This is a genomic window from Collinsella sp. AF38-3AC, from assembly GCF_003474365.1.
Taxonomy (GTDB): Bacteria; Actinomycetota; Coriobacteriia; order Coriobacteriales; family Coriobacteriaceae; genus Collinsella.
Map to the genome: position 1 here is coordinate 14,380 of NZ_QROM01000016.1, position 19,816 is coordinate 34,195.

Genomic DNA, 19,816 nt, shown 5'->3' on the forward strand with positions numbered 1-19,816 from the left:
GGCGCGCTCGACCGCGTCGCTCACGCTCTTCTCTGCATCGGCCTTGATGTCGGTCCAGCCCTGCTCGCGCTTGGCCTCGGACTCCACACGTGCCTTCTCGGCCGTATCGCGCTCCGTCTCGGCGCTCTTGCGCGCCCCCTCGTTCTCGCTGCGCACGCCCTCGGCGGCCTGCCGCTTTCCCTCGGCCTCGTTGTAGGCGGCGTCGCGGTCCGTCTCGGCCTTCGTGTATGCCTCGTCGCGGGCGCGCTCGGCGTCCGCATATGACTCGGTGCGCGCCTGCTGCGCGTCGCCGAAGGCCTTGGCCTGCTCGGTGAGCATGGCCTTGTACTTCTCGTTTGTCTTGCCGATCTCGGCCGCGGCGTCCGTTGCGGGCTTCTTGAGCTCCGCGATCTGGTCAGCGGTGAGGTCGCTGTACCTGAGCGCGTCGCCCTTCGGCACGCCGACGACCAGCACGTTGCCCTCCATCGCCGCCGTTGCCTCCGAGCCCGAGGCGAGAGTCGTGGCGCGCGCCCCCTTGACCTCGGCGGCGACAGCCCTGTCGCGTGCGGCCTCCGCAGCCTTCTGCGCGGCCTTGGCCTCGTCTCGCGCCGTCTCCGCGTCCTCGATGGTGCGCTGGTCGCTCGGCTCGTAGACGTACTCGGCGGGCTTTGCTCGCCTCTTCACGTCCCAGAGCGCCTCGATACGCGTACGCCCGCCGTAGGCCTCGTCCGTGATGTAGGCCCATGCGTACACGCGCCCGGCCGCCTGAAGCAGCTCGTCGGGAACCTTCGCCTTGCTGTCGGCCACCTCGACCGTGTAGCACGCCCCCGCGGTCGACTTGGCGAAATGCACCTGCTCGCAGCCGACGGCCTCGACCTCGCGCCCGGTGTCCCACTGCCACAGGTCGCCGTCAAGCACCTGCAATGCCGCCATCACTCATCACCTTCCTCGTCGCCCTCCTGGGCACCCTTCGCGTTCGCCGCCAGGGCGGGCGGCAGCGCTGCCATGCGCTCCTCCTGCTCCCGCTGCTTGCGCTCCAAAATCTTCGCCCTCTCGTCGGGCGTGATGTTCGGCAGCTTTCGCAGGATCGTCTCCTCGTCCAGCCACTCGGCCTCCAGGCACACGGTCTCGACCTGCTCCTTGGTGTTGCTGATGCGAGTGCGCGTGAACACGGGCGTGTCCTCGATGCCCTGCAACGCGAGGATGTCCATGATGCCCTCGCGGATGTGGCGCTCGAACTCGGCGGCCTCCTCGTCCATCGGCTGGTATGCCGCGTCGATATGGTCGTTGGTCGCCCCCGCCGCGATGGTGTGGACGTCCAGCGCGCCGAAGTCCTCGTAGATGTCGGCCTTGATCTGCGCCAGCGTCTCCTTGCGGCCCTCGACGGGCACCTCCTGCGTGTACGGCGTCACGGACTGCCCCTGCTCGGCGTCGACCTCGGCCACGTGCGTCAGCTTGAGCTTCGCCCGCCACAGGTCGAGGTCCCTGTCGTCCATGCCGCCGGCTCCGTTGATGAGCCAGTAGATCTGTGCGCAGTCGCGCGTGTCGTTCACCAGGCCGCTCTTGATGAGGTCGTAGGCGTCGATGCTCTCGCGCATGCCGACGAGCGTGCTCTGGTGCGCGTCGCTGCCCCAGACCGCCACGATTGGCAGACGGGAGTAGTTCTCCGCATCGACGGCCAGCTTCATCCCGTCCGCCGGTATCTCCCGATACGTGACCTTGTAGGCGCGCTTGGCCTCGGCCACCTCGAAGTCGAAGCCGCTGCCGCCCGACACCATCTCCGTGTAGCCGTCCTGCTCGTAGAGGGTCGCGTGCCACGGGTGGTCGGAGTCGAGCCGCCAGAACCTCACGCCGGCGTATAGCGCCCCCGAGTACTCGTCCCACACCGGGCAGAACTCGTCGGCGGTGAACACGTCGATGTGGTCGAGGTTCCAAAACGGGAATGACACACCGTGGATGAGCGCCTTGAGGCCCATCTCCATGACGTCGTCGTCGAAGCGGTCGCCAAGCCCCTCCTTGGTCGTGTCCTTGCCGCCCGCCGAGACGTCCACGAAGCTCACGCCCTTACCGAGCGAGTACGTGCAGCGCTGGACGTTTAGGCGCTTGAACAGGTTACTCGCCAGCCTCAGCTTCGAGGCCGTGAAGTCCTCGGCCTCGGCACCGGAGCACGAGTAGATCTTCTGCACGAAACGGTTGATCGTGACGTTGTGCTGGCGGTAGTACTCGTTCGCGGTGACGGCGTTGCGGTACATCTCGCCCGACAAGTGCCGCTCGATGGCATCGGCCGCGAACGCCGTCGCCGACGCCGCCGCCTTGAGGTCGCCATCGGTCACCAAAGGCCCCTTAGACAAAGCCGCTACCTCCGTTCAAAGAATGGGTTTACCTGCCGTTTCGCAGGCTTGTACATGCGCATGGTCGCCACCCCGTAACGGAGTGCGTCGCAGCTGTGGTCCTCGACCTTGACGGGCCTGTCGCCGTCGGCCTTGGCGTCCCAGCAGTAGCCGCCGAGCTCGCCTATCAGCCCCGCGCAGGCATCGGAGATGCGCACCGTGCCGTTGCCCAGGCACACCCCCGTCTCTCGTATGCCGTCCGCGACGTCGTTGCGCCCCTTCTTGGTCTTGAACCCGGCCTGCCGCATCGCGGCGATGAAGCTCGTGGCGCTCGGGTCGATGATGAACGTGGGCGGCCTGCCCAGCCCGCGCACGAAGTCGGCCATGTCTGCCACGTAGTCGGCGTCCGTCTTCTGGTGCCCCGTGTCGCGGCCCGAGTAGCGGTACTCGTCCGCCACGTGCCACACCTTGCCGTCAAATGCCCACAGAAGCGCCGCGAAGGCGTTTTGTGTTCCGTAGTCGCAAGACACCGCGTACTTGGCGGCGCTGCCCGTATACCGGCTCTCTAGGGCACCCTCCCACCCGGGGTAGACCAGGCCCTCGGCCAGCGTCCACTTGCCCAAGATGTAGCGGTCGTAGTACACGCCGCTGCCGTAGTCCTTGATGAGGGCCTCGATGACATCCGGTGCCAGCGCACCGTCCCAGATCGTGTAGTCCTGCCTGTAGATGTCGCTGTCGCCGTCGAGGAACCGCTTGAACCAGTGGTTCGGGCTGTCGGGGTTGCACGTGCCGTCGAAGCGGCTGTGTTGGCAGCGCAGGCGGCTCTTGAGCATCTGGAACACATCTTCGCTCCACGTGGCGACCTCGTCGCCGTAGACCCACTCGAACGTGGCGCCCTGAATCTTGGATACGCTTGTCTTCTTGTCCGCCCCGAGGCAGTAGACCTTGCGCCCGAATATCTTGGCCGTGTTGTCCCGCCCAATCTGGCTGACGACGTCCTCACTGTAGAGCGAGCGCATCGGCTCGAGGATGTTGCGCTCGAGCGTGGCCCGGGTGTTCCCGATCATCACCGCCAGCCCCTCGCCCCTCATGGCGAGAAGCCTCTGCGGTATGGTCACGGCTATGTCGACGTAGCTCTTGCCCGAGCCCGTCGCCCCGCACTTCACGTTGTAGCGGTGCGTGCAGTTGGCGAGGTACTCGCGCTGCATCCTCGTGAGCGGCATCGGCTACTCGTCCCCGCCGATTGAGGACGGCACGGACAGCACCAGCTCCTTGGCGGCCTTGAGCACCGCCGTGTCGGTGGTGTCCATGATGCGCTGCGCCTTGGCGTACTCCTGCGGGTACTTGCGCTCCAAAAGCCACGCCGCCGCCTGCCAGCTGCCGCCGCTCGCGTCCATGATGCGGCCCACGAGCGTCGCCTTGCGCTCGACCTCGGCCTTTTTCAGGACGTGACACAGTTGACGCTGGTTGTCCGTTCTGGGGTGGTTGATCCAACGGCTATAGGTCTCACGCGCGACCCCGAGATATGCGGCGATGTCCCTGTCGGTCATTCCGGCACGGCACAGGCGGACGGCATCCTCGATGCCCTCCTTGGTCAGCTTTTCACGCCCTTTTCCCGCCACAAAATCACATTTCCGCTGGTAGATAGCCATATGGAAACGCGAACGTTCCCACCTTTCTACGCACGTGGACAAGCGCGTGCGTTTGCCCACGAGCGTAGAAAGGGGGTAACGTTTAAAGAAAAGGCCCCGGAAACCGGGGCCTTTCGGCTACTCGACCTTCTTCCTGTGCGCGGCCTGTCGTATGCGGTTGCTCTCCGCCTCCTCCTCGAGCCGCCTCTTCCGCTCCGCCAGATAGCACCCCTTGCACAGCCCCCATCTCCTCGCCTGCACCGAGGTGTCGAACACGGGCCGCGCGTCGCACACCACGCACAGCATCCCGGTGCCGGTCCCGAAGCGACCGTAGCGCTGCCGGGCGTGGCGCACGCTCGACGGCGTCACGCCGAGGAGCGCCGCGATCTCGGCCGCGCTCCTCTCCGGGTGCGCCTGCATCGAGCGCACCATGTCCGGCGTCCAGAGCCGGTAGCCCTTGCGCCGGCGGCGGGCGAGCTCGGCCCCGAGCGGCATATGTGTAGATTCCGTAGATGGGCCAAAAGGCCCATCCGTAAGCCTCGACGTTCCCCTCAAAGGATCCCCCAAACGGGCCGCGGGGAGGGTGCCGGCATGGCGCCCTCCCCTTGTCTGTCAGTTTCCGTACGGCACGCCCGGCCGCCTGAAGATGTGGCGGCGGGCCCCGATGCGCAGGCCGGTCCTCGCCATCACCTGCACCTTCCCTCGCGCTTGAGCGTCTCGACGTTTCGGCGGGAGCGCCTCAGCGCACGGGCGCGGGCCCGCAGCCACACCGGGTCGAGGCTCTTGCAGGACTTCCTCATCTCGCGCCTCGTGCCCCGCAACGCGGGCGCGATGGCCTCAATGAGGCCCGCCTCCACGTTGGCCACGAGGACGGCAGCGACCCTCGCGGCGGGGCCGTTCGGCCTCCACAGCTCGACGGACGGCGACAACACCGGCTTCATCTCGTTGTCAGGCATTTGTCAAATCCTCCCCACACCATGGGCAATACCGTGGGATCGTCTCAAACTCGGTCCAACTCGTGATATACGTGTCGTCATGCTCGTAATGCACGACGCCGAAGACGAGGTCGCACCTAGGGCAATGGACGGCGTCGACTGGGTCGACGTCCCCTATCGCGACCACCTCGTTTGTGTACACCAACTTGCGTGGCTTCCACTTCTGGTGCGACGGGGTCGCACCGCACGTCGGGCAATCGACCGGCCTTGCGAACTTAATGCGCTTCATCAAGAACCACCGTCCCGCAGTATGGGCAGCGCTTGAACATGATGTCGGACGGCCACTCGCCGCCGCATTTCTCGCAGATGTAAGGGGTTGTCGGCGGGTCGATTAGGTTGGCAAGGTGTAGCAGGTCTTTGTAGTGCGGAACCCCGCGAACCGCGCAGGACACAACATAGAGCACAGCGAGCTTAGAGTAATTGGAATCATCGTTAAGATCATCCTTGGCTCTCTCGGCTGCGCTTCGTATATTCGCCGCCACATTGCGCCGTTCTTCATCGGTAATCATTCGTCCACCTTCTCCACAAGGTCGCGCGGGTCCATCCGCATCGCGTCGGCAAGCGCGAAAAGATTGCCCACGCGCATGTCACGCTGGCAGCGGATGAGAGCGCTAAGCGCACCGGGAGTGATGCCGGCCATCTGTGCCAACTGCTTCTGCGTAAGGTCATGGTCGGCTAGGTAGCGCTTGACCACCTTCTTGCTGACCTTGTATTTGGTCGATGCCGGAGCCGTCATTCGTCCTCCTTCAGCCTGCGTCCGCAGAACGGGCAGAAACAAATCGGAAAGCTTTCAACAAACAGTTCTCCAACGGCTATGACATATTTGCCGTTGTCGTTGTTCTCGATCCACATGCCGTAGTCATCGTCTCGGCTGAAATTGAAGCGAACCTTGCCGCAGTAGACGCATGTGTTTTGCTGCAACATCAGTCCACACCCCTCAGCTTGCGGATACGCCTCTTGATGTCCTCAAGCGCTACCGAAGTGCAACCACGCGATTCATTGCCGGAGATGGTGCATTTATTACAGTCCGGATTCTGGTTGTTGTAGTACATGCAAAGGTCGCTCTCTTCGATGCACCTATCCAAGTCCTCTTCCAGCTTCTCCCAGCTGTCAGGCGGGGTGAGGTGCATGAGCCCGGGGTCGATTTTCCTGCCCGTGTCCGTGACCGCGCTCCAGCAGTTCCACCACTCTTTCTCAAGGTCGGAATCGGTCGTGAACACCCAGTACACGATGTTTCGGGCCGTGCCGCCGCAGCCGTACATCACCTTGGTTTCCAGAGGAATCTCGCGCCCCTCTGCGTCTTTTGGCAGTTCGATACTCATAACCCAAACTCCTCGTAGTCGCGGCACTCGCCGCACTCGTCCTCGCAATACAGCAGGTTCTCCATGAGCCACGCCACGGCCCACTTCGCCAGGCGCCAGAACCCTTCCTTGCGATCAGGCGCCTCCGCGTCGAAGGCGCGCTCGAACTTAAGGTGGCAGTAGCCGTAGTCGACGTGGATGTCGCTGCCGCAGAAGTGCCTGCAGTTCCCGCACATCCTAGGCTCGCAGGCCCCGCCGAAGTGACGCTCGATGGCGGCGTCCGTCACCCCCATCGGGTAGCCGCCGACCCTCGAGTCACTCATCGCAGTCCGCCCCCTACGCTCTCGTCGAGCAGGTCTATGGCATCCCCGACGGTCGCCTCGATGCTCGTCAGCTGGCGGCGCAGGTTCTGCACGAGGTTCGCGTCGGCGATTCCCGCCCTTCCCGCCTCGTAGGCGCGCTCGATCATGTCGACCACCGCGACCTGCATCGCCGTGTCGTTGTAGCCGCGCTTGACGCGGTACTTCCCCAGATAGGCGTGCGCCCTGTCCTGCGGCCTGACCTCACGGTCGTAGCAGAACACCTCGACCGCATCCGCCTTGATCTGCTCCAAAGTCTCCATCACAGACGTCCTCTCTCACAGTTCCTCTCGTCCATGCGCCGGATGGCGGCGTCGACCTCGCCCTGCGTGGCGCCGACGGCTGCCAGCAGGTTGACGGTGGCCTGCACGGTGTCCAGGCACTCGTCGATGAGGTCCACGCGGAACGCCCGGCGCGCCGTCATGATCTGGCTTTGGCGTATGCCGTCGCAGTTCTGCCACGCGCCGAACGCCTCGGCCGCCTCCTCGAGCGGCTTGAGCGCCTGTGCCTTGTCGTCCCTCACCTCGCGGAACGTCCGCAGGTTGAGCAGGTCAGGTACCCGTCGACCGTCATCGCGCCTCCCAGTAGTTGCAGCGGGCCTCGGCCTGCGTGCGGTGCACGAACTCCGGGCGCCTCGCGCAGCGGTAGACCTCGCGGACGTCGCCCGACGCCGCCATCACGCGCTCGACGCGCTCCGCGAACCTGCACCCGTCGCAGCGGCGCGGGTCCCCCTCGGGCCACTCTCCGCATCTCGAGCTCATGGCCCCTCCTTCCTAGGCCGCCGTCACGGACGGCCTGTCGTTCCCGTAGTCCCACGACACGACCCTGAGCGCCTCGCGCGGGTCCATGCCCCGCCTGATCGCCCAGCAGCGGTCCCATGCCGTGTGGTAGTCGATGGTCCGGTCGTACATCCCGACCTGCTCCGGCGTCAGCCCGTCGAACGCGGGCTTGTGGCGCGGCCAGTAGAAGTCGACGAGCACCTTCGCCCTCTCGTCGGCGTCCCATGCCGCGAACTCGGCGTAGAGGCGCCTGAGGTGCGGCATGACGTCCTCCTCGCGGCAGCCCCAGACCCTCGTGAGCCAGCGCAGGTCCTCGTCTATGGGGCGCCTGCGCGGCGGCCCGAACAGGTCGAGCGCGGCCTGCCCGGCGCACGGCCTCACAGCCCGCGCCACGGATCCCACCTCCCGCAGGAGTGGTCGCCCTGCGTGATGCTCGCCGCCATCGCGTCGAGGTCCACGCCGCGCGGCAGCACGGCCGCCTCGGCCCGGTGGGCACAGATGCCGCACCCGTCGCCCGGCACCCAGCGGTCGCACGTCTCGCAGCACCTCGCGGCGCCGTCGGGGATGTCCGGCGCCCCGTCCCTCTCGAGGTTCACGACGCCCTCCTCTCGCATGCGGCGCGGGCGGCCAGCAGCCTCCGCGCGTCCTGGTACAGGCCGAACTGGTCCCTGCTCGCGGTCGTTCCCCGCGGGGCCTCGACCTTGGCCGGGTCGATGCCCGGGTGCTCGGCGGCCCACCGGCGCTCCTGCTCGGCCAGCGCCTCCTCGGGCGTCCTCGTGGGCCTGAACGTCGCGGCCTCGACCTCCGAGGCGGTGGGCTTGCCCCTCGCCCGGTCGTCGGCGTCGATGCGCTTCTGGCGCCTTGACCAGTCGAGCGCGAGGGCGCCCCAGTTGCTCACCGGCTGGCCGTTGCCCTTGACCCAGCCTTGAGACTCGAAGTAGGCCCAGAAGGCGTCCGGGTCGCCGCTCAGGCAGTTGGCGCCGAAGTACCCGCGGGCCTCCTCCAGCGACGGCGGCTCGAACTCGGGCGGCGCGGCGGGGGCATCGCCCCCATCACAGGACAGCTCAGCACAATCCAGTTCAGGACAGGACAGGCTAGGGTAGGTTAGGTTAGGGTTTTCACTTTCCGAAACCGGGGTTTCGGGTTTGTCGGAAACCGGTTTCCCGTTTGAAAAACCTAGGTTTTCACTTTCCGAAACCGGGGTTTCGGGTTTGTCGGAAACTGGTTTCTTGCGCGGGCGGCCGCCCTTGCCGCCCCTGCCGCGCGCGTCCTTGGAGTTGTCTATGGCGTTCTTCATCGCCTTGAAGACGCGGCGGAGGTGCTTCGGGAGGTCGGCCTCGACGCCGTGCAGCCCGTACATCATGATCGCGTCGGCGAGCATCGCGCGGTCGCGCAGGTCCTCGGGGTCGCTCGCGTCGAAGTCGTCGTAGACCTCGGCGAAGCTGTCGAACACGGTGAAGGCCATCAGAACCACCCCCAGAGAAGCGATGAGAAGAACAGGAAGCCCGCGGCGAAGGAGGCGGCGAACAGGGCCGCCTCCCAGTGGTCGCGGATGGTGTCGGGTACGCGCCTCATCAGAACGGCACGTCCTCGTCGTAGAACTCGGGCTGCGGGGCCGCGGCGTAGGCCTGCTGGGCGTTCCACTGCGGCGCGGCCTGCGCCTGCGGCTGCACGGGCACCGTGTCCGCGAGGCTCTGCTGCGGCTGGGCCTGCCCGTCGCGGCGCACCATGACATCGAGCTCGTCGACGATCACCTCGAGCTTCGAGCGCTTCTGGCCGTCCTTATCCCAGGAGCTGTAGCGCAGCTTGCCCTCGATGGCGACCTTCATCCCCTTGGCGAGGAATCGCCCCACGGCCTCGGCGCGGTTGCCGAACATGGTGCAGTCGACGAAGTTCGGATAGTCCTCCCACTCGCCCGTCTGCGCGTTGCGTCGGCGGTCGTTCACGGCGACGCCGAAGGACAGGACTTGCGTCCCGCTCGCCGTGGCGCGCAGCTCCGGGTCACGGGTGAGGTTGCCGCTGATGTTCACTCGGTTGATGCTCACTGCCTGTCCTCCTTCGCGGTCATGCAGCCCTTGATGGCCTCGACGAGGCGCGGCCCCTGCATGTAGCCCAGGCCGCTCACGCGGCGGCCGTCGCGGATGTGGCACGCCTCGACGATCTTCCGCGCCGTGACCGGGCCGATGCCCGGGAACGAGCGGGCGAACTCCTCGACCTTGAGCCTCTGCGCGATGGGCGCCTCGATGGCCGCCTCGGGCGGGATGTTGCCCGCCTTGCACGCCGCCTTGAACGCGGCGCGCTCGCGGCGCGTGTGGACGGCCTTCGCCATCGCCTCCTTGCGCTGCTCTGCGGTGAGATTCGGTAATGCCATGTCTAGGCCCTCTCTACTCGTCCGTGGAAGCCCGCGGACACCATCACTGCCCTGACCGCGCGGAGCGTCTCGACGTCCGGGCAGTCGATGATCACGCGGTAGGCGGCCGCAGGGGCCTCCTGCGGGACAGGTCGCGCGACCTCCGGGGCCATCGCAGCCGGCTCCGGCTCCGGGGCCACTCGCGGGGCCTCGGGCGCCGGCTCGGGCGCCGGGCGCGGTGCGCGGGAGGCGCGGTACCCGGCGTTCAGCTCGGCGACGCGCTCCATCTCCTCGCGGTGGCGCCTCACGGCGCGGGCGACCTCGCCGGAGTCGTCCGGGCGGTTGTCAGCCCACCACTTCACGGCCCAGCCGCGCTCGGACTCGTCGGCGTACTCCATGTCCATGACGGACTCGTACTGGCGCGCGAGGCTCGCCACGACGCCCTCGAGCACCCTCTTGGCCTTCTCGGTACCGACGCTCGGCTTGAGCCACGCGTCCTCGATGACCGCGGAGGCCGGCAGCACCGGCACGAGGTTGGGCGCCAGCTCCGCATAGTGGGCCTCCAGCTCGGCGCGGACGTTCTCGCGGCACTGGGCCTCGTACTCGTCGATGAGCGCCTTGTAGCGCTTGTCGAGCTCGTCGATGGGCGCCGTGATGCGGCCGATGGTCGAGTCGAACTGCTTGATGAGGTCGGTGTAGCGCTTCTTGGACGCCTTGCGGCGCTCCTCGATGGGCTCCTTGACCTTGCGGACGTTGGCGCGCCACCTGCGCATCTCCTTGAGGCGCTCGCCGCTCCCGATGGGCTTCGGGTCGCGGTAGTCCTCGATGGCCTCGTCGACCGCCTTGGCGAGCGCGTCGAGCTGCCCCTTGAGGTCTCCGTCGATGGTCACGGAGTCGAGCAGCGCCTTGATCTCCTCGACGCCTGCCCTCTTCTCGATGGCATTGCCCTCATCGGGCATCACTGTCGTAGTCTCGTCTGCCATCAGAAGCCTCCCAGCAGGTCGTCGTCGTTCGCATACTCGTCTGGCGCGGGCTCATAGGCGGGCGCGGGCTCCGGCTCGGGGGCGGCGGGCGCGGGCTGCGCCTTGCGGGCCGCGATCTCCTCCTCCATCCACGAGGCAGCGCGGCGCGCCTGCATGAGCGTCATGTCGTGCATGGAGCCCGACGCGCAGCCCACGGCGGCGCAGATGGCGGCCATGGCCCCGGCGCTGTCGAGCCCAGTCGCCGCCATGAACGGGCGGAACAGGTCGCGCACGGGCTGCAGCGGGTCGGCCACGGGCTCGACGCTCTCGGCCTCGACGGCCTGAGTGCCGGCGCGCATGTCCTGCGCCACCTTCTGGTCCATCTCCTCGCCCGTGTACATCCCGCCGAACTCGTCGGGGTAGGCCAGTCGCCACGCGCCCGCCTTGGCGCACTTCTCGATCATGACGCCCGGCATCTTCGCCCAGTTGCTCTTGCCCGTGCTGTAGTCGGTGAGCGCCAGCTCCACGTAGGCCGGCTCCTTGCCGTCGACGAACTGGACCTCGGCCCAGCCACCCAGAAGCTGCTCGCCCACCTGCTTGTATACGGCGGAGCCCCTCTTCTTGACGACCTCGCCGTCGCGCAGCACCACGACGCCGCTCTTGATGCCGCCGTAGTTTTGCTGGCGGTTCGCGCGGCGGTTGAAAACCTGGTAGCTCGTGATGATGCTCGCGGGGGCATTGCCGTACTTGACCAGATAGACCTCCTTGGTGAAGGGGTTCAGGTGCTGGCGGTTGCAGAGCTCCACGCACAGCGCCAGCTCGCCGTCGGTGGCGTTCGGGCACAGGCGCTCACGGATGTCCTGCGAGGTGAACTTGACGGGCATGCCCGCATCGTCCTTGAACTCGATGATCTCGCTACCCATCGACAACCACCTCATCGAACTCGTAGGGCGTGACGGTGTAGTTGTCCTCGTCGAGGAGAGCGCCGTCGCCCATCATGAGGGCGAGCACGCCGGCCGCGCCCTTGTTCTTGAACTCCTCCTCGCAGTGCATCGCGTACGAGATCACGGCGTTGAGCTCCTCGGGCGTGAAGTCGCGAGGTTCGTCGAACGCGCTCTGCGCGATGCCCGCGCAGTAGCCGATGCCGCGCAGCACGGCATGGTCGATGCCGGTCGCCGACGTCTCGGACTCGGCGTTGAACAGTGCGTTGATGCCGAGGTCGTTCATGTAGTCGATGAACGTGCCCGCCCGGCACGGCTCCGGCTTCTTCTTGCAATCCATTACATTTCCTCCGTTTCGTCTTTGCGCCCGGACCACCCGGGCGCGATTGATATGTCCATGCGCTCGGCCTGCCCGCGCACCCTGGGGTGCTTTACCACGTGCAGGTCGACCACCTGCGCGTCGTCGGCCCAGACGAGCCCGTTGAGCGCGTCCATGACCAGCTTGGCCTCGTTGTCGGCGTCCGGCTTGTAGGTGTCCGGCTCCGAGCGCACGCTCTTGGGCCGGCTCTCCGGCAGCGGCCGGTAGGCGTCGACGGTGAGAATCACCGGCTCGTGCGGGCCGAAGGGCAGGGGCTGGATGCCCGCCTCGGCCATCGCCTCCCTACACGCCGCCGCGATGGCCCGCTCGGCCCTCAGCGTCTCGTCGGGCGTGTACATCCGTGCGTGGCGCCGGTCGAGCCTGTGGCGCTGCTTGCCGGCCACGAGGCGCACCGAGAACTCGATGCGGGCCGTCATGCCGGCACCGCCCCGAACAGGGCGAGCACCGTCCACAGCACAGCCGGCATCACCACGTAGTCGATGAGCCAGCAGAGCGCGACGAGCCCCGCCGCGGCGCCCGCCGCCCTAAGCGGCCCCGAAAAGCGCACGGGACACCTCCCGGACCTCGACGGCGTCGGCGCGCAGCAGCTCGTCGATGTCGTCCTTGTTGACCAGCTTGGCGCGGTTAGGGCTTCGCGGGTCGCTGCCGGGCGACCAGTAGGCGCGGAGCCTGCCGGTCGCGATGAGCTGCGCGATGCGCTCCTTGCCGATGCGGGCGTACGACGCGGCCTCGGACTGCGTGAGCCACGGGCTGCCGTAGCGTTCGGACTTCCCGTCCATGCGATCTCCTCCATGTCGTTGATTCCTCCGTTTCGTGTAGAGCCCCGCCACCGGGCCGCGCCACCGAGTCGCCGGGCGCGGCCCCTCGCAGGAAGGCGGGGCGGGTGTAGGGGCCCCGCCCCCGGCACGGCACCGGCTGGAACGTCCGCAGTGTGGTCTGTGGAGGCCTGCGGAACCGGTGCCGCCCCGGGGACGGCCCGCGCGCGGCGGGCGGCCCCTACTTGGTGCCGACCAGCGGCTGGGAGCCCTCGGGCACGACGACGAGGTTGCCGTCCCTGCCGATGCTCTTGAGCGCGTCGATGTAGTTCTGCTGGATAACGTTCTCGTTGAGCGAGTTCGCGAGGATGGCGTTGGCATCGGCCTGGCCCTGCGCCTCGATCTTCTTGGTCTCGGCCTGGACCTTGGCCGTCTCCTGCTCGTTCTGGGCCTTCTGCTTGGCGACCTCGGCCGCCTGCGCCTCGCTGTAGCTCTTGGTGATGTTCTTCGGGTAGCGGACGTCCTGCACGCTCACCTGCTCGACCGTGAGGCCTATGCCCCTCCACTTCTCGGTGAGGGCCTTCTGGACGGCCTTGGTGAACTGTGAGCGGTCGGTGAGCATCGTCACCGTGTCGAACTTGCCGGACACCTCTCGGGTGACGGCGCGGACGTCGTTGGAGATGTACTTCTCCACGAAGCTCTCCTGCGTGCCGTACTCGCTGTAGAGGCTGAGCGCGGCGTCGGGGTTCAGGGAGTAGTTGACCTGTATGTCGATGTTGGCGCTGGCGCCCGACTTGTCGTTGATGGTCACCTGCTTGCCGTCGTAGGAGCCGCCGTCCACCTCGTAGTCGGTGTCCCCGTAGAAGTTGATGAGGTTGTTGCGGACGTCGTAGGTCACGACGTCCTGCCAGGGGGCCTTGGCGTGGAAACCGGCCTCGGAGGTCGAGCCGGCGAGCGAGCCGCCGAGGTTGCGGATGACGCATACCTCGCCGGTGTCCTGCGTGTAGAGGCAGGCGGTGGCGGCGATGACGGCGCCTACCAGGATGAGGGGCAGGGCGCACGCGGGCGAGACGATGCGGGCCTCGTACTTGTTGCCCCAATGGTCCGCGGGCCCGGCGGCCCTCTCGCGCTCGGCCTCGTTATACCGCTTGATGGCGACGGCGGCGGCCACGCCGCCGAGTCCCAGACCAGCTCCGATAATCAGTTGAATCATGACTTCCTCCTTTTCCCGGCCTTCCAGCCGTTCAGATACATTTCCTCGGCACTCAGCACGGTCACCGGGAACGCCGCCCCGGCACCGAGCAGAAGCGTTATCCTCGAACGCATGGCGATACCCGCTACAACGACCCCGAGAGAGAGGACAGATGCGATGAGCAACCCTTTCGAGAACGCATCGGAGCGCCTCAGCACCCTGATAGAACGGGCGAGCGGCTTCCTAGAGGACATCGAGGACACCCCCCTCGGCAACGCGGCGCGCCATGGGCGCCGAGACCGTCGAGGCCGAGCCGCTCAGGCTCCTCCGCGAGGCGATAGAGCTGAACCGCGCCCAGCTGGAGGCCTTCCGCGAGTACTCCCGCAGGTACGACGACGAGCTCGCGGAACAGCGACGGAATGCCGCCGTGCAGGCGGAGCAGTCGAGGAAGGTGAACATCCTTAGCCTCGCCATCGCGGCGCTCTCGCTGGTCTTCGCGATCGCCGCCGTCCTCGCCCCCTACATCTGGCCGCAGCCCTAGCAGTTCGTCTCCCATGCCGTCCTCCCTAGCGCTCGGAGCCGGCGGGCTGCTCGTCGAGCGCCTCGTCGCGGACCAGGTTCTCGAAGTCCGTCGACCAGCCGATGCCGTTGGCGGTGAAGCGCACGGAGGTGTAGACGTAGTAGCGCGTGCCCGCGATCTCAGCGTTGTTGAGGTCGCCCTCCTGCATGCTCAAGCACCGGCTCTCGAAGCCGAACAGGCGGCAGATGCGGCCCTTCACCGACTCCTCCGTCTCGCACATGTCGCCGTCGAGGCCCTCATTCGGCTCGAAGGTGACGCTGTAGTCCTTGTTCATGTCGCCCTCCCCTACAGCTCGAAGTCGGAAAAGTCGCGGGCCTCGACGGGCTCGGCCTCGACCGTGATGGCCTCGGGGATGTTCCAGCCGCCCAGCTCGATGTCGATGTAGTTCTCGTTCATGGTTCTCTCCGTTTCGTTTGGTCAAATCTAATTTGACTTTTCAGCCAAAAAAATAGTCGGGTCAACTCCGAAGTGTTCCCCGAGCGCCTTAGCTCTGGCAGGGTTCATGCGGTGCTCCTGGTCGTTCTCGAGAGCGTCGTATGCCGGTAAAGAGATTCCAAGAGCTGCGGCGATGTTCTTCTTTTGAAAACGCTCGACGCCTGCCTCTCGGTACTCCTGCAAGCTTTGCATCTGCTCCTCCTTTCGTTGACTAAAGGTTAAACCTTATTTGACCACGGGTCAACTTAAAATTATCTATAAATCAATTTTTCTTTAATTAGAATTAAATTACGTTTAACCGAAGGAGGGTCCATGAGTTTCGCAAACCGAGTAAGAGCCCTGCGTGAGGCGCGTAATTGGAACCAGGAGGACGTCGGAAACAGACTCAACCCGAAGGTAACCAAGGCCGCCGTTGCTTCGTGGGAGTCGGGCAAATCTCAACCGAGAATGTACCGGCTTGAGCAACTCGCCGACCTCTTCGACACGACGGTAGCCGACCTCATGGGAGAGGACGCCACCGAGGCCGCCATCAGCGGCACCTCGCGCATGGTCCCCCTGCTGGGCTTCGCCCACATGGGCGAGCCGTGCGACGAGGGGAACCTCGCCGACGAGGTCGAGGTCCCCGCCTCCATCGCCGACGCGCACCCGCGCGGCTTCATGGTCCACGCGCAGGGCGGCTGCATGGACAACCGTTTCCCCCACGACGCGCTGCTGCTGGTCGACCCCGACATGGAGCCGGTCAACGGCCAGCCGGTGCTGGCCGAGACGTCCGACTACGGCGCCGTGGTGCGCAACTACACCCGGGGCCGCTCGACCGTGATGCTCACGGCGGACAGCCACAGCGGCGAGTACGACGACATCCTCGCCGGGCCGGGCGACGAGCCCGTGGTCTGCAAGGGCCGCGTCGTCTGGTACATGGGCGAGCGGGACGAGAGGGGCTAGAGGGACGCCGATTTCAAAGGCGTCGAATTCGATGCCTTTAGAGGAGCGCCAGCAGAAGGGAGGGGCCATGTGGCCGTTCGGCAAGAAGAAGAGGAAGGCCGCCAAGATTAAGGTCGGGCCTTGCGAGATCACCTACTACGACCGCGACGGAAGGCCGATGAGCGAGGCCGAGGTCGAGCGCGAGCGGCGAATGACGGAGCTCGCGAGGATCGAGCGCGAGGCCGAGCAGGAGGCCCGACGCTCCGCGATGGCCGCGCTCGGGGCGAACGTCGGCGCGCTCACGGACGAAAGGCTCACGGTCGACGCCCTCGACGTGGCGAACGCCATGTGCGGCGCCAAGGTGAGGCGCGACAAGAAGCCCTCGCGCGTCGAGCGCAAATGGTCCAAGCTCACGAAGGCCGGCAGGGTGCCCAAGTGCATCATGCGCTCGACCGTGATATTCGATTACAAGAACGGCGACAGCGTCATAGCCCACCTCAGGTACACAGCCGACGCGGTCCCCTACGCCGGGGAGTTCCACGTATGGAGGGGCGACGACTGCGCTGACTACAAGATGGCGACGGTCGACGGTGAGTTCAGACTCGTCGACTAGATAGCAGAAAGCCGCCCCGCGCGCAGCTGGAACCTAGGCGCGGGACGGCGGCAGGAGAGCCGGGAGGAAGCGGAGGCAAACCCCCGGGCAGACCATAGGAGACATTATGGCACAGTCCGAACGCAAGCGCAGGCGGGCCGGCTCGTACCGCGAGGTCAGGCCGGGCGTCTGGGAGGTGAGGGCGAGCAAGGGGCGGCGCGCCGACGGCGGGCGCCGCACGGTTTCCCGCACGGTCGAGGGCAGCGAGCTCGACGCCGAGATAGAGGCCGCGCGCCTCGTGGCGGAGCTGGGCGGCGCGGCGAACCTCGGCGAGTCGCTCACGCTCGAGCAGTTCTACTGGGGGATATTCAGGAAGTCGGACAGCAACCGGGGGAAGCCCCGCAGCGCGGCGACGCTCAGGCAGTACGACTCGCAGATGGTGCGCAACGTCCTCCCCGCCATCGGGCACATACCGCTGTCCAAGCTCACGCACGGCGACGTGAAGGCGACGGTGCTGGCGTCGACGGCGCCGGCGCTCACCAAGCGGACGCTGCGCGCCGTGCTGCTGTCGGCATACGACGACGAGCTCATGGACGAGCGGCCGTTCCGGCGGCGCATAACCACGCCGCAGCGCAGGAAGCCGCAGCGCGCGCCGTGGACGGCGCAGGAGGCGGTCGCGGCGCTCGGCGCCATGAGGGGCCGGCCGCTGGAGGCGTACCTGATACTCGGCCTGTCGGGGCTGCGCATGGAGGAGTCGCTCGGCATCTCCCCCGCCGACATCGTGCCCCAGGCGACCTACGACCTCGTGACCGGCACTGAGGTCCGCACGCTCACGCTCGTGGTCAGGCGGAAGTACACCGACGCCGACGGCCTGGTGGACGAGGCGAAGAACGAGGCGTCCGTGCGCGAGCGCCCCGCGATCGTGGCCGGGCGCGACCGGCTGCTCGCCATCGTGGCCGCGACGCGCCCCGACCCGGGTGACCCGGCGGCGGTCGAGGCATGGCGCCGCTCGCGCCTCGTGCCCCTGCGCGGCGACACGCTCTACAAGAGGTGGAAGTCGGAGCTCGGGGCGCTGGGCCTGCGCTTCATCCCGCCGGACATGCTCCGGCACACGTCCGAGACGCTGATGCAGGCGGCCGGCCTGCCCGACACGGTCACCTCCCGCTTCCACGGCCACGCGGAGCTCAAGACCGACTACGGCAACTACATGCGCCCCGGCGCGGCGACCATGGAGGACGCGGCGAGGAAAGTGCATAGACTGCTGTCCGGCGAAGACCCTTGCGGGGCGTAGTGGGGCGCCGATTTTTATGCAAAAGGCCGGGCACACGGCCCGGCCTGCTGTTTTGATGGTGCTCCATGGCGGATTCGAACCGTCGACCTTGGGATTAGAAGTCCCCTGCTCTATCCAACTGAGCTAATGGAGCAAATACCCGCACGCCAAGCAAGCGCGAGCCCGCCAAGCGCAAATAAGTATAACCTACTTGAACTGTTCGCGGTATGCCTTGCATACCTCATCGACCGGGCCGTCCATACGAAGGTCGCCCTTCTCAATCCAAACGCACGCTGGCAGATGCGCTCAACCTGCTCCATGGAATGCGACACGAACAAAACCGTCACGTCACCGCTCTGGATAAAGTGCTGAATACGGGCCTCGCACTTTTGCTGGAAGAACACGTCGCCGACGGAAAGCATCTCATCGACGATCAGGATATCGGGCTCGGTAATGGCGACGATTGCAAAAGCAATGCGCGCAACCATACCCGAAGAGAAGTTCTTGAGCGGCATGTCGACAAAGTTCTGCAGCTCAACGAACTCGATAATGCCATCAAAGTCGGCATCGATAAATTCCTTGATATAGCCGACCAGCGCAACGTTCAAATAAATGTTCTCGCGTGCCGTCAGCTCGGGATCAAAGCCAGCTCCAAGCTCAATCAGAGGTGCAATGTTGCCATGAACCTTAACGCTGCCCTCGCTAGGCTCGAGCACACCAGCGATAATCTTGAGCATCGTGGACTTGCCGGAACCATTAGTACCGACCAAGCCCACGACCTCACCGCGGTGAATATCAAACGAGATGAGCTTAAGCGTCCTAAACTCCTCAAAGAACAACTCATGCTTAGCGAGCTTAATAAAACATTCTTTGAGGCTGGTCAGCGAGTCAGACGCCATGTTAAAGATCATGGTGGTGGCGTCGACCTCGACAGCCAGAGGCTGCTCGATGTAATCAACAACAGATTCAGTCATCACAGCATTCCTTTAGATGTAGAAGATGAATTTGCGCTCGGACTTATGGAAGACGGCTACATCTCAGGATGCCAGGGCCAAACGGCTATACTTTCTACGATTGAATATCAAAGGAGCATTGAGTGAATTCTGAATCTATTGCCGTCATTATCCCCTGCTACAACGAAGCCCTCACGATCGGCAAAGTCATTGACGACTTCCACCGCGAGCTTCCGCAGGCGACGGTCTATGTATACGATAACAACTCGTCAGACGATACCTCGCGCATCGCAACGGAATACGGCGCCACAGTGCGCTTTGAGCCCCGACAGGGAAAGGGCAATGTCTGCCGTCAGATGTTCCGCGATATCGATGCCGATTGTTACCTGATGGTCGACGGCGACGACACCTACCCTGCCGAAGCGGCAAAAGCCCTCTGCGAGCCCATCCTTAATGGCACGGCCGATATGACGGTCGGAGACCGCCTTTCCAATGGAACTTATGCCGAGGAAAACAAGCGCGCCTTCCATGGTTTTGGCAATAACCTAGTCCGCGGCATGATTAAGTGGATCTATGGCTACAGTTTCGAAGACGTTATGACGGGCTATCGCGCCATGAGCCGCCCCTTTGTCAAAACGTTCCCCGTGCTTTCCGAGGGCTTTCAGATCGAAACCGAACTGTCCATCCATGCCGTCGACCACCGTTGGCGCATCAAGGACGTGCCCATTGAGTACCGCGATCGCCCCGAAGGATCCGAGTCAAAGCTCAATACCGTCAGAGACGGCATCAAGGTCATCGCTATGATTGGCACGCTGTTCAAGGACTACCGACCGCTTAAATTCTTCAGCCTCGTTGCGCTCCTGTTTGCAATAATCGGTCTTGCCCTGGGCATTCCCATCATTGTCGAGTATTTCCAGACCGGTCTTGTTCCGCGCTTCCCAACCGCCCTGCTCGCCGCATCGTTTATGTTCCTATGTGGCTTAAGTCTCGCGACTGGTTTTATCCTCGACTCCGTGGCAAAGGTCGAAAAAAAGCAGTGGGAAGTCAATGTGTATAGCAAATACACCTTCGGCGACTATCGCAACCACAACCCGAACGCAAGGTAAACCGCC

Annotated in this window: 33 protein-coding genes, 1 tRNA gene and 1 pseudogene; 5 read left to right on the plus strand and 30 right to left on the minus strand. The window is 65.3% G+C overall.

The features are described 5' to 3' along the window. From DW029_RS08745 to DW029_RS08875, 26 genes are all read right to left on the minus strand, one after another. The coding region (locus DW029_RS08745; RefSeq protein WP_199582626.1) for a hypothetical protein at nucleotides 1-912 on the minus strand (912 nt) is incomplete at its 3' end. Beyond that, complete coding sequence (locus DW029_RS08750; protein ID WP_147351903.1) at nucleotides 912-2,330, minus strand: phage portal protein; 1,419 nt, start codon at nucleotides 2,328-2,330, stop codon at nucleotides 912-914. The genes DW029_RS08750 and DW029_RS08745, both read right to left, overlap by 1 nt. Nucleotides 2,331-2,335: 5 nt before the next feature. Then, complete coding sequence (locus DW029_RS08755; RefSeq protein WP_118345817.1) at nucleotides 2,336-3,532, minus strand: PBSX family phage terminase large subunit; 1,197 nt, start codon at nucleotides 3,530-3,532, stop codon at nucleotides 2,336-2,338. A 3-nt stretch (nucleotides 3,533-3,535) separates the two neighbouring features. Next, nucleotides 3,536-3,961 carry a helix-turn-helix domain-containing protein gene (locus DW029_RS08760; RefSeq protein WP_118345818.1) on the minus strand — a complete coding sequence of 142 codons (426 nt, stop codon included), beginning with the start codon at nucleotides 3,959-3,961 and terminating at the stop codon, nucleotides 3,536-3,538. A gap of 117 nt (nucleotides 3,962-4,078) precedes the next feature. Continuing rightward, complete coding sequence (locus DW029_RS08765) at nucleotides 4,079-4,435, minus strand: hypothetical protein (protein ID WP_118345819.1); 357 nt, start codon at nucleotides 4,433-4,435, stop codon at nucleotides 4,079-4,081. Nucleotides 4,436-4,626: 191 nt separating this feature from the next. Further along, complete coding sequence (locus DW029_RS08770; protein ID WP_118345820.1) at nucleotides 4,627-4,896, minus strand: hypothetical protein; 270 nt, start codon at nucleotides 4,894-4,896, stop codon at nucleotides 4,627-4,629. Between the two features lie 254 nt (nucleotides 4,897-5,150). Further along, a complete protein-coding gene (locus tag DW029_RS08780; protein WP_118345822.1) occupies nucleotides 5,151-5,444 on the minus strand; it encodes a hypothetical protein in 294 nt (97 codons plus the stop codon). Next, nucleotides 5,441-5,671 carry a helix-turn-helix domain-containing protein gene (locus DW029_RS08785; protein WP_118345823.1) on the minus strand — a complete coding sequence of 77 codons (231 nt, stop codon included), beginning with the start codon at nucleotides 5,669-5,671 and terminating at the stop codon, nucleotides 5,441-5,443. The genes DW029_RS08780 and DW029_RS08785 overlap by 4 nt, the downstream gene beginning before the upstream one ends. Continuing rightward, nucleotides 5,668-5,859, minus strand: coding sequence for a hypothetical protein (locus DW029_RS08790; protein WP_118345824.1), 192 nt, complete (start codon nucleotides 5,857-5,859; stop codon nucleotides 5,668-5,670). The genes DW029_RS08785 and DW029_RS08790 overlap by 4 nt, the downstream gene beginning before the upstream one ends. Continuing rightward, a complete protein-coding gene (locus tag DW029_RS08795) occupies nucleotides 5,859-6,257 on the minus strand; it encodes a hypothetical protein (protein ID WP_118345825.1) in 399 nt (132 codons plus the stop codon). The genes DW029_RS08790 and DW029_RS08795 overlap by 1 nt, the downstream gene beginning before the upstream one ends. Continuing rightward, entirely contained in the window at nucleotides 6,254-6,559 is a 306-nt protein-coding gene (locus tag DW029_RS08800; protein WP_118345826.1) for a hypothetical protein, read from the minus strand. The genes DW029_RS08795 and DW029_RS08800 overlap by 4 nt, the downstream gene beginning before the upstream one ends. Then, nucleotides 6,556-6,861, minus strand: a complete 306-nt coding sequence (locus DW029_RS08805; RefSeq protein WP_147351904.1) for a hypothetical protein — start codon at nucleotides 6,859-6,861, stop codon at nucleotides 6,556-6,558. The genes DW029_RS08800 and DW029_RS08805 overlap by 4 nt, the downstream gene beginning before the upstream one ends. Further along, nucleotides 6,858-7,118, minus strand: coding sequence for a hypothetical protein (locus DW029_RS08810; protein WP_118345828.1), 261 nt, complete (start codon nucleotides 7,116-7,118; stop codon nucleotides 6,858-6,860). Before DW029_RS08810 ends, DW029_RS08805 begins: the two co-directional genes overlap by 4 nt. Before the next feature lie 46 nt (nucleotides 7,119-7,164). Then, entirely contained in the window at nucleotides 7,165-7,356 is a 192-nt protein-coding gene (locus tag DW029_RS08815) for a hypothetical protein (RefSeq protein ID WP_118345829.1), read from the minus strand. Between the two features lie 12 nt (nucleotides 7,357-7,368). Further along, nucleotides 7,369-7,767: a hypothetical protein gene (locus DW029_RS08820; protein WP_118345830.1), complete on the minus strand. Its 399-nt coding sequence runs from the start codon at nucleotides 7,765-7,767 to the stop codon at nucleotides 7,369-7,371. Then, nucleotides 7,752-7,970, minus strand: coding sequence for a hypothetical protein (locus tag DW029_RS08825; protein WP_118345831.1), 219 nt, complete (start codon nucleotides 7,968-7,970; stop codon nucleotides 7,752-7,754). The genes DW029_RS08820 and DW029_RS08825 overlap by 16 nt, the downstream gene beginning before the upstream one ends. Then, a complete protein-coding gene (locus DW029_RS08830) occupies nucleotides 7,967-8,839 on the minus strand; it encodes a hypothetical protein (protein ID WP_118345832.1) in 873 nt (290 codons plus the stop codon). Before DW029_RS08830 ends, DW029_RS08825 begins: the two co-directional genes overlap by 4 nt. A 109-nt stretch (nucleotides 8,840-8,948) precedes the next feature. Then, the gene (locus DW029_RS08835) at nucleotides 8,949-9,419 is read right to left on the minus strand and encodes a single-stranded DNA-binding protein (RefSeq protein ID WP_118345833.1); all 471 of its coding nucleotides are present in this window, start codon (nucleotides 9,417-9,419) and stop codon (nucleotides 8,949-8,951) included. Beyond that, the gene (gene mihF, locus DW029_RS08840; RefSeq protein WP_147351906.1) at nucleotides 9,416-9,745 is read right to left on the minus strand and encodes an integration host factor, actinobacterial type; all 330 of its coding nucleotides are present in this window, start codon (nucleotides 9,743-9,745) and stop codon (nucleotides 9,416-9,418) included. The genes DW029_RS08835 and mihF overlap by 4 nt, the downstream gene beginning before the upstream one ends. A 2-nt stretch (nucleotides 9,746-9,747) precedes the next feature. Continuing rightward, nucleotides 9,748-10,707 carry a DUF1351 domain-containing protein gene (locus DW029_RS08845; protein ID WP_118345835.1) on the minus strand — a complete coding sequence of 320 codons (960 nt, stop codon included), beginning with the start codon at nucleotides 10,705-10,707 and terminating at the stop codon, nucleotides 9,748-9,750. Continuing rightward, the gene (gene bet / locus DW029_RS08850; protein ID WP_118345836.1) at nucleotides 10,707-11,609 is read right to left on the minus strand and encodes a phage recombination protein Bet; all 903 of its coding nucleotides are present in this window, start codon (nucleotides 11,607-11,609) and stop codon (nucleotides 10,707-10,709) included. Before bet ends, DW029_RS08845 begins: the two co-directional genes overlap by 1 nt. After that, nucleotides 11,602-11,967 (minus strand): hypothetical protein, encoded by a 366-nt coding sequence (locus tag DW029_RS08855; RefSeq protein WP_118345837.1) that lies wholly within the window; start codon nucleotides 11,965-11,967, stop codon nucleotides 11,602-11,604. Before DW029_RS08855 ends, bet begins: the two co-directional genes overlap by 8 nt. Next, nucleotides 11,967-12,422, minus strand: coding sequence for a RusA family crossover junction endodeoxyribonuclease (locus DW029_RS08860; RefSeq protein ID WP_118345838.1), 456 nt, complete (start codon nucleotides 12,420-12,422; stop codon nucleotides 11,967-11,969). Before DW029_RS08860 ends, DW029_RS08855 begins: the two co-directional genes overlap by 1 nt. Before the next feature lie 108 nt (nucleotides 12,423-12,530). Further along, entirely contained in the window at nucleotides 12,531-12,785 is a 255-nt protein-coding gene (locus tag DW029_RS08865; protein WP_118345839.1) for a helix-turn-helix domain-containing protein, read from the minus strand. Nucleotides 12,786-13,002: 217 nt separating this feature from the next. Then, nucleotides 13,003-13,974, minus strand: a complete 972-nt coding sequence (locus DW029_RS08870; RefSeq protein WP_118345840.1) for a prohibitin family protein — start codon at nucleotides 13,972-13,974, stop codon at nucleotides 13,003-13,005. After that, nucleotides 13,971-14,207 (minus strand): hypothetical protein, encoded by a 237-nt coding sequence (locus DW029_RS08875; protein WP_118345841.1) that lies wholly within the window; start codon nucleotides 14,205-14,207, stop codon nucleotides 13,971-13,973. Before DW029_RS08875 ends, DW029_RS08870 begins: the two co-directional genes overlap by 4 nt. Before the next feature lie 32 nt (nucleotides 14,208-14,239). On the opposite strand from DW029_RS08875, the gene DW029_RS08880 reads away from it, so the two are divergent. Next, nucleotides 14,240-14,494, plus strand: a complete 255-nt coding sequence (locus DW029_RS08880) for a hypothetical protein (protein WP_118345842.1) — start codon at nucleotides 14,240-14,242, stop codon at nucleotides 14,492-14,494. 25 nt (nucleotides 14,495-14,519) lie between these two features. Here the strand turns inward: DW029_RS08880 and DW029_RS08885 are convergent, their stop codons facing one another. Both DW029_RS08885 and DW029_RS08890 read right to left on the minus strand, forming a co-directional pair. After that, nucleotides 14,520-14,807 (minus strand): hypothetical protein, encoded by a 288-nt coding sequence (locus DW029_RS08885; protein ID WP_118345843.1) that lies wholly within the window; start codon nucleotides 14,805-14,807, stop codon nucleotides 14,520-14,522. A 149-nt stretch (nucleotides 14,808-14,956) separates the two neighbouring features. After that, nucleotides 14,957-15,160, minus strand: coding sequence for a hypothetical protein (locus tag DW029_RS08890; RefSeq protein WP_118345844.1), 204 nt, complete (start codon nucleotides 15,158-15,160; stop codon nucleotides 14,957-14,959). A gap of 120 nt (nucleotides 15,161-15,280) precedes the next feature. Here DW029_RS08890 and DW029_RS08895 point away from each other — a divergent pair, with 120 nt between their 5' ends. The 3 genes from DW029_RS08895 (at nucleotide 15,281) to DW029_RS08905 (ending at nucleotide 17,772) form a co-directional block, all read left to right on the plus strand. Next, complete coding sequence (locus tag DW029_RS08895) at nucleotides 15,281-15,910, plus strand: helix-turn-helix domain-containing protein (RefSeq protein WP_118345845.1); 630 nt, start codon at nucleotides 15,281-15,283, stop codon at nucleotides 15,908-15,910. Nucleotides 15,911-15,977: 67 nt separating this feature from the next. Further along, on the plus strand, nucleotides 15,978-16,502 hold the full coding sequence (locus DW029_RS08900) for a hypothetical protein (RefSeq protein WP_118345846.1): 525 nt from the start codon (nucleotides 15,978-15,980) through the stop codon (nucleotides 16,500-16,502). Nucleotides 16,503-16,608: 106 nt separating this feature from the next. Then, on the plus strand, nucleotides 16,609-17,772 hold the full coding sequence (locus DW029_RS08905; RefSeq protein WP_118345847.1) for a hypothetical protein: 1,164 nt from the start codon (nucleotides 16,609-16,611) through the stop codon (nucleotides 17,770-17,772). Between the two features lie 56 nt (nucleotides 17,773-17,828). Here the strand turns inward: DW029_RS08905 and DW029_RS08910 are convergent. Both DW029_RS08910 and DW029_RS08915 read right to left on the minus strand, forming a co-directional pair. Next, nucleotides 17,829-17,905, minus strand: a tRNA-Arg gene (locus DW029_RS08910). A 53-nt stretch (nucleotides 17,906-17,958) separates the two neighbouring features. Next, nucleotides 17,959-18,725, minus strand: a pseudogene (locus DW029_RS08915) (ABC transporter ATP-binding protein). A gap of 122 nt (nucleotides 18,726-18,847) precedes the next feature. Between DW029_RS08915 and DW029_RS08920 the strand changes: the two are divergent. Then, nucleotides 18,848-19,810: a glycosyltransferase family 2 protein gene (locus DW029_RS08920; protein ID WP_118345848.1), complete on the plus strand. Its 963-nt coding sequence runs from the start codon at nucleotides 18,848-18,850 to the stop codon at nucleotides 19,808-19,810. Nucleotides 19,811-19,816 lie beyond the last annotated feature (6 nt).